This is a genomic window from Streptomyces sp. NPDC088785, assembly GCF_044750685.1.
In the GTDB taxonomy this organism is placed as follows: domain Bacteria; phylum Actinomycetota; class Actinomycetes; order Streptomycetales; family Streptomycetaceae; genus Streptomyces.
In genome coordinates, this window is sequence record NZ_JBIVKH010000021.1 from 14,017 (window position 1) to 26,474 (window position 12,458).

Here is a 12,458-nt window from a genome sequence, read left to right on the forward strand (position 1 = left end):
CCATGACCGCGACGGCCGAAGCCCCCGCTGTAGCCCCTTTCCGATTCTTCGATCTGCAAGTGGTCCGCACGCGACGGCTCGGCCCGTCGCTGCTCCGGGTGACCTTCACCGGCCCCGACCTCGAACACTTCCACGGCGGAGGCCGGGACCAGTCCCTCTCCCTGTTCCTGCCGCGGCCCGGCCAGGACGCGCCGGTCCTGCCGCCCGTCCTGCCGGGCGACGACGGCCACGGCTGGCACGCCGCGTACCGGGCGCTGCCGGACGACGTCCGCGCGGTCATGCGCTCGTACACCCTGAGCGGCCAGCGCCGGTACCCGGCGCAGGAGGTCGACATCGACTTCGTGCTGCACAACGACGCCCCGGCCACCACCGGCCCCGCCTGCCGCTGGGCCGAGGCCGCGACGGCGGGCGACAGGGTCGTGGTGCTCGGCCCCGCGGTCCGCGACAACGCGGCGGTGCGCTGCCGGCCCCCGCAGGACTTCGACCACATCCTCATGTGGGCCGACGAGACGGCCCTGCCCGCCGCGCTCGGCATCCTGGCCTGGCTGCCGCCGTCCGTCTCCGCGCACGTGTGGCTGGAGGTCCCGCACCGCGCCGACATCCAGCCGATCCTCACGGCGGCCCAGCTCACCGTGCACTGGCTGGTCCGCGACGAGCGGGCACCCAGCGCGCTCGACGCCCTGCGCGCGGCCCGGCTCCCGGACGCCGCGCGGCCGTACGCCTGGCTGTCCGGCGAGTCCGGCGCGATGAAGGAGCTCCGCCGCCACCTGGTGCGCGAGCGCGGCTACGACAAGCGCGCCGTGACGTTCGTCGGGTACTGGCGGCGCGGCCTGAGCGAGGACGCGCTGCGGGCCGAGGCCGCCACCGCCTAGGCTCAATTCCCGCCACACACCTACACATTCCGCCATAAAGTGGGGCGGGGTCGCGCGTGAAACTTAGGTTAGGCTAACCTAAGTACACACCGCGGCCCCGCCCCTGCCCATGGCCCGCGGCACTCCTGCCCCACCCGGGAACCACCTCATCCCCACCCGGAGGAACCGTTCATGCGCTCGCACCTGCTCAATGACACGACCGCGGAGTTGTACCGCAGTTCCGTGACCGAGGGAATCGAGCGGGTGGCGGCCAAACTCGCCACCACCGCACGGCCGTTCACCGGCGTCACACCCGACGCACTCTCCCCCGCCGTCGACGCGGTCGACCTCGACGAGCCGCTGCTCGACACGGTCGCCGCGCTCGACGAGCTGGAGGACGTCTACCTCCGCGACGCCGTCTACTTCCACCACCCGCGCTATCTGGCCCACCTCAACTGCCCGGTCGTCATCCCGGCCGTGCTCGGCGAGGCCGTGCTGTCCGCCGTCAACTCCTCGCTCGACACCTGGGACCAGTCCGCGGGCGGCACGCTCATCGAGCGCAAACTGATCGACTGGACGGCCGCGCGGATCGGCCTCGGCCCGGCCGCCGACGGCGTCTTCACCTCGGGCGGCTCCCAGTCCAACCTCCAGGCGCTGCTGCTCGCCCGCGAGGAGAGCAAGACCGACGACCTCGCCCGGCTGCGCATCTTCGCGTCCGAGGCCGGCCACTTCAGCGTCCAGAAGTCCGCCAAACTCCTCGGCCTGCCCCCGGAGTCCGTCGTGACCGTCCCGGTCGACAAGGACCAGCGGATGCGGACCCTGGCCCTCGCGGCAGAGCTGGAGCGCTGCCGGGCCGAGGACCTCGTCCCCATGGCCGTGGTCGCCACCGCGGGCACCACCGACTTCGGCTCCATCGACCCGCTGCCGGAGATCGCCGAGCTCTGCGCCCAGTACGACGCCTGGATGCACGTCGACGCGGCCTACGGCTGCGGACTGCTCGCCTCGCGCACCCGCCGGGACCGGCTGGACGGCATCGAGCGCGCCGACTCCGTCACCGTCGACTACCACAAGTCGTTCTTCCAGCCGGTCAGTTCGAGCGCCGTGCTGGTCCGCGACAGCGCCACCCTGCGGCACGCCACCTACCACGCGGAGTACCTCAACCCCCGGCGCACCGTCGCCGAGCGCATCCCCAACCAGGTGGACAAGTCCCTCCAGACCACCCGCCGCTTCGACGCCCTCAAGCTGTGGCTCACCCTGCGCGTGATGGGCGCCGACGGCATCGGCTCGCTCTTCGACGAGGTCTGCGAACTCGCCCACCGCGCCTGGGAGGTGCTGGCCGCCGACCCGCGCTTCGACGTGGTCGTCGAGCCGAGCCTGTCCACCCTCGTCTACCGCTACATCCCCGCCGCCGTCACCGACCCGGCCGAGATCGACCGGGCCAACCTGTACGCCCGCAAGGCCCTGTTCGCCTCCGGCGACGCGGTCGTCGCGGGCACCAAGACCGGCGGCCGCCAGTACCTGAAGTTCACCCTGCTCAACCCCGAGACGACCCTCGACGACATCCGGGCCGTCCTCGACCTCATCGCCGGCCACGCCGAGCAGTACCTGGGAGACCTCCTTGACCGCGCCTCTTGAGACCTACGACTTCATCGGGATCGGGCTCGGCCCCTTCAACCTCGGTCTCGCCTGCCTCACCGAACCCATAGCCGAGCTGAACGGCGTCTTCCTGGAGTCCAAGCCGGACTTCGAGTGGCACTCGGGCATGTTCCTCGACGGAGCCCACCTCCAGACCCCGTTCATGTCGGACCTGGTCACCCTCGCCGACCCGACCTCGCCCTACTCCTTCCTCAACTACCTCAAGGAATCGGGGCGGTTGTACTCGTTCTACATCCGCGAGAACTTCTATCCGCTGCGCGTCGAGTACAACGCGTACTGCCGCTGGGCGGCGGCCAAGCTCTCCTCGATCCGGTTCAGCACCACGGTGAGCGAGGTGCGCTACGACGACGCCGCCGAGAGCTACGTCGTCACCACCGACACGGGCACCGTCCTGCGCGCCCGCCGGCTCGTCCTCGGCACCGGCACCCCGCCCCACATCCCCGAGTCGTGCGCGGAACTGGGCGGCGACGGAGTCCTGCACAACTCCCGCTACATGCAGCACAAGCAGGCCCTCCAGCAGAAGAAGTCGATCACGCTGGTCGGCAGCGGCCAGTCCGCCGCCGAGATCTACTACGACCTGCTGAGCGAGATCGACGTCCACGGCTACCGGCTGAACTGGGTGACCCGCTCGCCCCGCTTCTTCCCCCTCGAATACACCAAACTGACGCTGGAGATGACGTCCCCGGACTACATCGACTACTTCCACGCGCTGCCGGAAGCCACCCGGTACTCGCTTGAGGAGCGGCAGAAGGGCCTGTTCAAGGGCATCGACGGCGAGCTGATCGACGCCATCTTCGACCTGCTCTACCAGAAGGGCATCGACGGCCCGGTGCCCACCCGGCTGCTCACCAACTCGGCGCTGCGCACGGCCTCGTACGCCGACGGCACGTACACCCTCGGCCTGCACCAGGAGGAGCAGGACAAGGGCTACGAGCTGGAGACCGAGGGCCTGATCCTCGCCACCGGCTACAAGTACGCGACGCCCGCGTTCCTGGAGCCCGTCAAGGACCGCATCCGCCTCGACGGCAGGGGCCGCTTCGACGTCGCCCGCAACTACACCATCGACACCACCGGGAGCGGCATCTTCCTCCAGAACGCCGGCGTGCACACCCACTCGATCACCAGCCCCGACCTGGGCATGGGCGCCTACCGCAACAGCTACATCATCGGCGAGCTGCTCGGCACCGAGTACTACCCCGTCGAGAAGACCATCGCCTTCCAGGAGTTCTCCGTATGAGCACCACCACCGTAGGAAAGCTGACCCTCCGCCCGGTCGACCCGCGCAGCGACGCCGAGCTGCTGCACCGCTGGGTCACCGATCCGAAGGCCGCGTTCTGGCTGATGCAGAACGCGAAACTGGAGGACGTCGAGCGCGAATACATGTCGATCGCCGCGGCCGAGCACCACGACGCGTTCCTCGGCCTGCACGACGGCGGGCCGGCGTTCCTCATGGAGCGCTACGACCCGCGCCACGTCGAGCTCGTCGGCCTGTACGAGCCCGAGCCCGGCGACATCGGGATGCACTTCCTGACCGCGCCCTCGGAGATACGCATACCGGGCTTCACCCGGGCCGTGATCACCGCGGTGATGGAGCACCTCTTCGCCGACCCGGCGGTCGCCCGGGTCGTCGTCGAGCCCGACGTGCGCAACACGGCCGTCCACGCGCTCAACGAGGCCGTCGGCTTCGTCCCCGCGCGCGAGATCGACAAGCCGGAGAAGAAGGCGCTGCTGAGCTTCTGCACGCGCGAACAGTTCGAGAAGGCCACCGGAAGGAGCGCGCGGGCATGAGCATCGCGGACGCCGTCTCCCACCTGACCCCCGACCACTGGGCCGAGGCCAACCGCCTGCTGATCCGCAAGGCGCTCGCCGAGTTCGCCCACGAGCGGCTGCTCACCCCCGAGCCCGCCGGGGACGACCGGTACGTGGTGCGCAGCGACGACGGCGCGACCGGCTACCGGTTCGCGGCCCGGCGGCTGCGCCTCGACCACTGGCAGGTGTCCGCCGAGTCCGTCACCCGCCACCGCGACGGCGCGGAACTCCCGCTGGACGCGCTGGAGTTCTTCATCGAGATGAAGGACTCGCTGGGCCTGAGCGACGCGATCCTGCCGGTCTACCTGGAGGAGATCTCCTCCACCCTGTCCGGCACCTGCTACAAACTGGCGAAGCCGGACACGACGGCCGCCGAGCTGGCGGCGAGCGACGACTTCCAGGCCGTCGAGACGGGCATGACCGAGGGCCACCCGTGCTTCGTCGCCAACAACGGCCGGCTCGGCTTCGGCATCCACGAATACCTGTCGTACGCGCCCGAGACCGCGAGCCCGGTCCGGCTGATCTGGCTGGCGGCGACCCGCGAGCGCGCCGCGTTCACGGCCGGCACCGGCCTGGAGTACGAGTCCTTCCTCCGCGCCGAACTGGGCGAGGAGACGCTCGGCCGGTTCCACGCGACCCTGCGCGAGCAGGACCTGGACCCGGCGGACTTCCTGCTGATCCCGGTCCACCCCTGGCAGTGGTGGAACAAGCTGTCGGTCACCTTCGCGGCCGAGGTCGCCCGCCGCCACCTCGTCTGCCTCGGCGAGGGCGACGACGAGTACCTGGCCCAGCAGTCGATCCGGACGTTCTTCAACACCACCGACCCCGCCAAGCACTACGTGAAGACGGCCCTTTCGGTCATCAACATGGGCTTCATGCGCGGTCTGTCGGCGGCGTACATGGAGGCGACGCCCGCGATCAACGACTGGCTGGCCGGGCTCATCGAGAACGACGCCGTGCTCAAGGGCACCGGCCTGACGATCATCCGCGAGCGGGCGGCCGTCGGCTACCGGCACCTGGAGTACGAGGCCGCCACCGACCGCTACTCGCCCTACCGCAAGATGCTCGCCGCGCTGTGGCGCGAGTCGCCGGTCCCGTCCCTGGCCCCCGGCGAGCGGCTGGCCACCATGGCCTCGCTGCTGCACGTGGACCGCGCGGGCCGCTCGCTGGCGGGCGCCCTGATCGAGCGCTCGGGGCTGACGCCGCGGGAGTGGCTGAAGCCGTACCTGCGGTCCTACCTGACCCCGCTGCTGCACAGCTTCTACGCCTACGACCTGGTCTTCATGCCGCACGGCGAGAACGTCATCCTGGTCCTGGACGAGCGGGGCGTGGTCCAGCGGGCCGTGTTCAAGGACATCGCCGAGGAGATCGCGGTGATGGACCCGGACGCGGTGCTGCCGCCGCAGGTCGACCGCATCCGCGCCGACGTGCCCGACGACATGAAACTGCTGTCGATCTTCACGGACGTCTTCGACTGCTTCTTCCGCTTCCTGGCGGCGAACCTGGTCGCGGACGGCGTCGTCGACGAGGACACGTTCTGGGCGGCGGTCGCGGACTGCGTCCGCGACCACCAGGCGTCGGCGCCCCAGCTCGCCGACAAGTTCGACCGGTTCGACATGTTCGCCCCGCGCTTCGCGCTGTCCTGCCTGAACCGGCTCCAGCTGCGCAACAACGAGCAGATGGTGGACCTCGCCGACCCGTCGGGCGCCCTGCAACTGGTCGGCGACCTCGCCAACCCGATCGCCTGATCCCCGGGCGCACGGACCGGCAGGGGTTCGGGGGACGGTCCTCCCGGGCCCCTGCCAGAATCGCCCCATGGCGGAAATCATCCAGCGCGACGGGACGTGGACGTTCGACGGCGGGACGCTGCGGCTCGTCCCCGGCCGGGACAAGAGCGTGTCCCTGCTGCGCAAGGCCCTGGGTGAACTGACCGTCCCGCTCGCCGCCCTGGCCGGGGTCTCCTTCGAGCAGGGCCGCAGGTCCGGCCGGCTGCGGCTGCGGCTGCGCGACGGCGCGGACCCGCTGTTGCAGGCGACCGGCGGGAAGCTGGCCGAGGGCACCGACCCGTACCAGCTCACCGTCGACGCGGACCGCTACGGCGTCGCGGAGTACCTCGTGGACGAGGTGCGCACCGCGCTGCTGCTCGACCAGGTCCCGGCGACGGCCTGCACCGCGTACCTGCTGCCGGGCCCGGCCGTGCCGCTCTCGGTCTCCGCGGGCGACGGCACGGCCGGGTTCGACGGGGAGCACGTCCGGCTGGAGTGGAACTGGAAGACGGAGGACGCGAAGGCGAGCGCCGGCACCCGGCAGCTCGCCCTCGCCGACATCACGGCGGTGGAGTGGCAGCCCGCCGTCGGCCTGGAGAACGGGTGCCTGCGCTTCACCGTCCGCTCCTCGCCCACCAAGGCCCCGCCGAAGTACGACCCGAACTCGGTGGAGCTGTGGGGCTTCAAGAAGGACCCGCTGATGGCGCTGGTCGCGGCGGCGGTGCAGGCCCGGCTGCCGCATCCGGCGGCGGGCGCCGCCGTGACGGCGGCGCCCGCCCCGGAGAAGGCGGCCGGGGCCGCGCCCCCGGCCGCCGCGGCGCCGGCGGAGGACGACCACGACGCGCTGCTGCGCCGGCTGCGCGAACTGGGCGAGCTGCACCGGGCCGGGGTCCTGACGGACGAGGAGTTCGCGGCGGCCAAGCAGGCGCTGCTCAAGCGGCTCTAGGGCCCGTCCGGCCGGGCCGCCCCTACCGCCGGGAGGTGCGGGCCACGACGAACCGGTCGATCTCGGCGCCGGTCTCGGCGATGCCGCGGACGGTGAGGGTCGCCGTGCGCCCGAACGTCGCGGGCTTCACGTCCACCCGCAGGAACGAGTAGTTGGTGTAGCGCACCCGCGACCAGTCGACGGTGACGGCCTTCTTGGCGCCGCCCTCCTCGGTGACGTACGAGGCGAACGGGTCGGTGTCCTTCTCGTGGCCCTCGTACGAGTCGGCGACCGGGAAGGCGTACAGGCTCTTGCCCGCCGCACCGGCGGTGACGTACACGACGCCCTCGGTCTCCGGGTAGACGGTGCCGCCGATCGGCAGCTCCTTGGTGACCTTGTCGCCCTTGAGCACGTCGGACCGCTCGTACACGTGGTTGTGGCCGTTGATCACGAGGTCCACGGTGTACTTCTCGAACAGCGGCACCCACTCCTTGCGCACGCCCCCCTCCGAGGCGTGCGCGGTCGCGGTGCAGTACGCGCAGTGGTGGAAGAAGACGACGATGAAGTCGATGCCCGAGTGGCGCGCGCGGAACTTCTTCAGCTGCGCCTCGAACCACGTGGTCTGGGTGCCGCCGGAGAGGCCGAGGTTGGCCGGGATCTCGAACGACACGTCGTTGGCGTCGAGCGAGATGACGGCCGTGTTGCCGTGCACGAAGGAGTAGACGCCGGGCAGGTTCTCCGGGTCGGGGCCGGTGGCCGGCGGCTCGAAGCGGGCCTGCTGGCTGCCGTAGCCGTGCGGCGCGTACCAGGCCTCCATGTCGTGGTTGCCGTAGGAGACCATCCACGGCACGGTCTTGGCGACGGACTCGGTCTGCGCGAGGAACTGGTCCCAGGTCCGCGCGTCGAAGGTGTCCGTGGTCTGCCCCGAGCCGGACGGGTCGGCGTACGCGATGTCACCGGCGTGCAGGTGGAAGGACGGGCCCTGGGCGAGGATCAGGGAGTCGTTGGCCAGCGCGTGGTAGCTGACGCCCTGGTCGCCGAAGGCGGTGAAGGTGAAGGGCTCCGCGTGCGAGGGCGCCGTGGTGAAGGTGCCGATGGTGCCCGCGAACCGCGGCGACGCCGGGTCGAAGCCCTGGTGGCCGACGCCGTAGAAGTAGGTGCGGCCCGGCTTCAGGTGGGAGAGCTTGGCGTGCACGTAGTACTGGGTGTGGTCGGCGCTGGTGCCGACCCCGGCCGGGGTGTACAGGGCGCGGACCTCGGCGGGGATCTTCCGCGACAGCTCGCCGGCGCCGGCGCCGATCCGGATGAACGGGTTGCGCACCGGCGCCGGCACCTGCCAGGAGACGGTCATCTCGGTGCGCGGGTCGTCGCCGTAGGAGAGGTGGCGGCCGAAGGGGGCGACGAGGGCCCCGTCGATGTCGGCGGTGGCGGAGACCGGCGCGGCGGCCGGGGCGGCCTGGGCGACGGCGCCCGGCACGAAGGCACCGCCGGCGACCGCGCCGAGGGTGACGGCGCCGCCGCGCATCATCGTGCGGCGGGAGAAGGTGCTGCGCAGGTACTCGTGCTGCTCGGCGAGGCTCCGGCCGGCCAGTTCGGCGGGTACGCCCATACGTGGAATGTCCATGACCCGAAAGGTGCTGGTGGCAACCATCCCGGTCGGATACGCCGGGTGAACACGGGCCGAACAAGCGGCATGGCGCCCCTCAAACCTTCGCCGAATCCACCCCGGCCCCCGCGCCGCCCGCACCGAGCAGCCATCCCTTGCCCGATATCGGGCAGATTTCTTGCGAAAGACACGGCCTTCCCCCAGGATCTACCGAGTGCACGAGGAACTGGTCGATCACCTGACGCGAACCACCGCCCTGAGCCGGGGCGAGGCGCTGCGGGTGGTCCAGGACGTGCTCGCGTTCTTCGACGAGCCGACGGACGCCTTCGTCCGCCGCCGGCACCGCGAACTCCAGGGTCAGGGCCTGGTGAACGCGGCGATCTTCGAACAGGTCCTGGCGGAGCTGCGCTATCGCGCGGTGGCTCCGCCGGAGCTGTCGATCCGCCAGCTGCGGCGCATCGTCTACGGCTGAAACAGAGGGGACTCTCAACACTCATGTGCGGAATCGTCGGCTACATCGGCAAGCGTGACGTGGCGCCGCTGCTCCTGGAGGGGTTGCAGCGCCTGGAGTACCGGGGTTACGACTCCGCGGGCGTCGTCATCACCAGCCCCAGGGCGAGCGGCCTGAAGATGGTCAAGGCGAAGGGCCGCGTCCGTGACCTGGAGGCGAAGGTCCCGGCCCGCTTCAAGGGCACGACCGGCATCGCGCACACCCGCTGGGCCACGCACGGCGCCCCCTCCGACGAGAACGCGCACCCGCACATGTCCGGCGACCACAAGGTCGCCGTCGTGCACAACGGCATCATCGACAACGCCTCCGAGCTGCGCGAGAAGCTGACCGCCGAGGGCGTCGTCTTCCTCTCCGAGACGGACACCGAGGTCCTCACCCACCTCGTCGCCCGCTCCGCGCAGGCGGACCTGGAGGACAAGGTCCGCGACGCGCTCCGGCTCATCGAGGGCACGTACGGCATCGCGGTCGTGCACGCCGACTTCCCGGACCGCATCGTCGTGGCTCGCAACGGCTCGCCGGTCGTCCTCGGCATCGGCGACAAGGAGATGTTCGTCGCCTCGGACATCGCCGCGCTGGTCTCCCACACCCGCCAGATCGTCACGCTCGACGACGGCGAGATGGCGACGCTGAAGGCCGACGACTTCCGTACGTACACCACCGAGGGCACCCGCACCACGGCCTCCCCCACCACGGTGGAGTGGGAGGCGGCCTCCTACGACATGGGCGGCCACGACACGTACATGCACAAGGAGATCTCCGAGCAGGCCGACGCCGTGGACCGCGTGCTGCGCGGCCGCATCGACGACCGGTTCTCCACCGTGCACCTGGGCGGCCTGAACCTGGACGCCCGCGAGGCCCGCACCGTGCGCCGCGTGAAGATCCTCGGCTGCGGCACCTCGTACCACGCCGGTCTGATCGGCGCCCAGATGATCGAGGAGCTGGCCCGCATCCCCGCGGACGCCGAGCCGGCCTCCGAGTTCCGCTACCGCAACCCGGTCGTCGACCCCGACACCCTGTACATCGCGGTGTCCCAGTCCGGCGAGACGTACGACGTGCTCGCCGCCGTCCAGGAACTGAAGCGCAAGGGCGCACGGGTCTTCGGCGTCGTGAACGTCGTCGGCTCGGCGATCGCCCGCGAGTCGGACGCCGGTGTCTACGTGCACGCGGGCCCCGAGGTCTGCGTGGTCTCCACCAAGTGCTTCACGAACACGACGGTCGCCTTCGCGCTGCTCGCCCTGCACCTCGGCCGCATCCGCGACCTGTCGGTGGCCGACGGCAAGCGCATCATCGAGGGGCTGCGCAAGCTGCCCGCCCAGATCACGGAGATCCTCGCCCAGGAGGCGGAGATCAAGAAGATCGCCGAGGAGTACGCGGACGCCCGCTCGATGATGTTCATCGGCCGCGTCCGGGGCTACCCGGTGGCCCGCGAGGCGTCCCTGAAGCTCAAGGAGGTCTCGTACATCCACGCCGAGGCCTACCCGGCCTCCGAGCTGAAGCACGGGCCCCTCGCGCTGATCGAGCCCGCGCTGCCCACGGTCGCGATCGTGCCGGACGACGATCTGCTGGAGAAGAACCGCGCCGCCATGGAGGAGATCAAGGCCCGCTCCGGCCGGATCCTCGCCGTCGCGCACCAGGAGCAGGAGAAGGCGGACCGCACCATCGTCGTCCCGAAGAACGAGGACGAGCTGGACCCGATCCTGATGGGCATCCCCCTCCAGCTCCTCGCCTACCACACGGCGCTGGCCCTGGGCCGCGACATCGACAAGCCCCGCAACCTGGCCAAGTCCGTAACGGTGGAATAGCCCCCGCGCCCCTGAGGCCGCCTCTCGGTCACGGCCCGGTGGCGACTGATCGCGCAGTTCCCCGCGCCCCCGGGTAGCCCTTCGCCTGCGGCCCGGTGGGGGCTGGTCGCGCAGTTCCCCGCACCCCCGGGTGGTCTTCCGGGTGCGGGCCGGTGGCCGCTTCTCGCGCAGTTCCCCGCGCCCCTGGGTGGTCTTTCGGGTGCACCACCGTCGTGGCTGGTCGCGCAGTTCCCCGCGCCCCTGAGATGCGCACTGCGTGCGCCATCTCATCAGGAGAGGCGCGCCACCGTCCCACCTCTCCCACCCCTGTTGAGAGGCGCCCTTCAGCCCCAACCTCTTGGGAGGCGCGCCACCGTTCCGCCTCCCAGGAGAGGCGCACCACCGTCCCGCCTCTCTGAAGAGGCGCGCCCCGTCCCGCCTCTCAGTGGAGGCGCGCGGAGCGCAGCCTCAAGGGGAGGCTGCGCGCAGCGCATGCCTCAGGGGCGCGGGGAACTGCGCGACCAGCCACGACGGTGGCGCGCTTAACAGACGGCCCAGGGGCGCGGGGAACTGCGCGAGAAGCGGTCACCGGGCCGCGGGCGACGTGCGACCCAGGGGCGCGGGGAACTGCGCGACCAGCCCCCACCGTGGCGCGCCGGGGGTCGTCCGGTTCGGGTCCGTCGAGGTGGAGGCGGAGGCGGGTGAACGGGTCCCCGCGCGTACCACCAGTCGCGAAGGGACCCGTTCCGGATGGCCGGGGCCGCCCATTGCCCCGGCCAGGCCCGGTCCGACCGAGCATGCCCAGCGACCGGTATGTACCCTTCACAAGGGCACGAAGCACCTCTACGCGCCAGTAGATTCAGCTGCGGCCGACACGTTCAACACCCCGCCGCCGTACACAAGTTGAAGAAACCGCGCCCCCGAAAACTACGGGATGACGATGACGGGCCGCTGCGCCCGCCGCGCGAGCCGCCCGGCGACCGACCCGAAGATCCGCCCGACGAGCCCATGGGTCGAGCCCACGACGATGGCGTCGGCGGAGTACTCCCGGCCGACCTCCTCCAGCTCGTGACAGATGTCGCCACCGCGCTCGACGAGGATCCACGGCACCTCGGAGAGATAGTCGGCGCAGGCCAGCTCCAGACCGAGCACCTCGGTGCGATGGTCGGGCACGTCCACGAACACGGGCGGCTCACAGCCGGCCCACACCGTGGTCGGCAGCCGATTGGCCACGTGCACGATGATCAGCCCGGATCCGGAGCGGTGCGCCATGCCGATGGCGTACGAGAGGGCCCGCTCGCTCGACGTCGAGCCGTCGAAGCCGACGACGACACCGTGCTTGAACGCGGGATCACAGGCGTGACGCAGCTCTTCCGCCGCTCGGGGGGTCGTCGTCGGATCGGCGACCTGCCGCTTGCGGCCTTCGGGTTCGAAGAATTCGTGACCGGCCATGAGTGTCTCGGCGTGTACCTCGTGGGCCTCAAATGAGGGGGGACGACATCTGATCGGCGGAGCCGTGTCCGGGAATCATCTTCCCAACCGCATACCCCCAA

Annotated in this window: 10 protein-coding genes; 8 read left to right on the forward strand and 2 right to left on the reverse strand. The window is 70.8% G+C overall.

The genetic code is table 11. From position 1 onward, the window contains the following. Positions 1–2: 2 nt before the first annotated feature. From ACIP5K_RS34245 to ACIP5K_RS34270, 6 genes are all read left to right on the forward strand, one after another. Positions 3–872: a siderophore-interacting protein gene (locus tag ACIP5K_RS34245; RefSeq protein WP_401416089.1), complete on the forward strand. Its 870-nt coding sequence runs from the start codon at positions 3–5 to the stop codon at positions 870–872. A gap of 171 nt (positions 873–1,043) precedes the next feature. After that, positions 1,044–2,486, forward strand: a complete 1,443-nt coding sequence (gene desA / locus ACIP5K_RS34250) for a lysine decarboxylase DesA (RefSeq protein WP_401416092.1) — start codon at positions 1,044–1,046, stop codon at positions 2,484–2,486. After that, positions 2,470–3,744, forward strand: a complete 1,275-nt coding sequence (locus tag ACIP5K_RS34255; protein WP_401416095.1) for a lysine N(6)-hydroxylase/L-ornithine N(5)-oxygenase family protein — start codon at positions 2,470–2,472, stop codon at positions 3,742–3,744. The genes desA and ACIP5K_RS34255 overlap by 17 nt, the downstream gene beginning before the upstream one ends. Beyond that, the gene (locus ACIP5K_RS34260; RefSeq protein WP_401416098.1) at positions 3,741–4,295 is read left to right on the forward strand and encodes a GNAT family N-acetyltransferase; all 555 of its coding nucleotides are present in this window, start codon (positions 3,741–3,743) and stop codon (positions 4,293–4,295) included. Before ACIP5K_RS34255 ends, ACIP5K_RS34260 begins: the two co-directional genes overlap by 4 nt. Beyond that, the gene (locus ACIP5K_RS34265; RefSeq protein ID WP_401416101.1) at positions 4,292–6,064 is read left to right on the forward strand and encodes an IucA/IucC family protein; all 1,773 of its coding nucleotides are present in this window, start codon (positions 4,292–4,294) and stop codon (positions 6,062–6,064) included. The genes ACIP5K_RS34260 and ACIP5K_RS34265 overlap by 4 nt, the downstream gene beginning before the upstream one ends. Positions 6,065–6,131: 67 nt before the next feature. Beyond that, positions 6,132–7,028, forward strand: coding sequence for a DUF4429 domain-containing protein (locus tag ACIP5K_RS34270; protein ID WP_401416104.1), 897 nt, complete (start codon positions 6,132–6,134; stop codon positions 7,026–7,028). Between the two features lie 22 nt (positions 7,029–7,050). Here ACIP5K_RS34270 and ACIP5K_RS34275 read toward each other — a convergent pair whose 3' ends face one another. Then, the gene (locus ACIP5K_RS34275) at positions 7,051–8,631 is read right to left on the reverse strand and encodes a purple acid phosphatase family protein (protein ID WP_401416107.1); all 1,581 of its coding nucleotides are present in this window, start codon (positions 8,629–8,631) and stop codon (positions 7,051–7,053) included. A 196-nt stretch (positions 8,632–8,827) separates the two neighbouring features. Between ACIP5K_RS34275 and ACIP5K_RS34280 the strand changes: the two genes are divergently transcribed. Next, the gene (locus tag ACIP5K_RS34280) at positions 8,828–9,085 is read left to right on the forward strand and encodes a hypothetical protein (protein ID WP_401416108.1); all 258 of its coding nucleotides are present in this window, start codon (positions 8,828–8,830) and stop codon (positions 9,083–9,085) included. A 23-nt stretch (positions 9,086–9,108) separates the two neighbouring features. After that, the gene (glmS, locus tag ACIP5K_RS34285) at positions 9,109–10,926 is read left to right on the forward strand and encodes a glutamine--fructose-6-phosphate transaminase (isomerizing) (RefSeq protein ID WP_401416110.1); all 1,818 of its coding nucleotides are present in this window, start codon (positions 9,109–9,111) and stop codon (positions 10,924–10,926) included. Between the two features lie 906 nt (positions 10,927–11,832). On the opposite strand, the gene ACIP5K_RS34290 is transcribed toward glmS, so the two are convergent. Further along, positions 11,833–12,357 carry a universal stress protein gene (locus ACIP5K_RS34290; protein ID WP_401416112.1) on the reverse strand — a complete coding sequence of 175 codons (525 nt, stop codon included), beginning with the start codon at positions 12,355–12,357 and terminating at the stop codon, positions 11,833–11,835. Positions 12,358–12,458: the final 101 nt, after the last annotated feature.

What these genes read in the sequence shown, in the direction of transcription:
- ACIP5K_RS34275 (WP_401416107.1), bottom strand. Translation starts at nt 8,631, where the DNA reads ATGGACATTCCACGTATGGGCGTACCCGCCGAACTGGCCGGCCGGAGC.
- ACIP5K_RS34245 (WP_401416089.1), top strand. Translation starts at nt 3, where the DNA reads ATGACCGCGACGGCCGAAGCCCCCGCTGTAGCCCCTTTCCGATTCTTC.
- ACIP5K_RS34265 (WP_401416101.1), top strand. Translation starts at nt 4,292, where the DNA reads ATGAGCATCGCGGACGCCGTCTCCCACCTGACCCCCGACCACTGGGCC.
- glmS (WP_401416110.1), top strand. Translation starts at nt 9,109, where the DNA reads ATGTGCGGAATCGTCGGCTACATCGGCAAGCGTGACGTGGCGCCGCTG.
- ACIP5K_RS34270 (WP_401416104.1), top strand. Translation starts at nt 6,132, where the DNA reads ATGGCGGAAATCATCCAGCGCGACGGGACGTGGACGTTCGACGGCGGG.
- ACIP5K_RS34290 (WP_401416112.1), bottom strand. Translation starts at nt 12,357, where the DNA reads ATGGCCGGTCACGAATTCTTCGAACCCGAAGGCCGCAAGCGGCAGGTC.
- desA (WP_401416092.1), top strand. Translation starts at nt 1,044, where the DNA reads ATGCGCTCGCACCTGCTCAATGACACGACCGCGGAGTTGTACCGCAGT.
- ACIP5K_RS34260 (WP_401416098.1), top strand. Translation starts at nt 3,741, where the DNA reads ATGAGCACCACCACCGTAGGAAAGCTGACCCTCCGCCCGGTCGACCCG.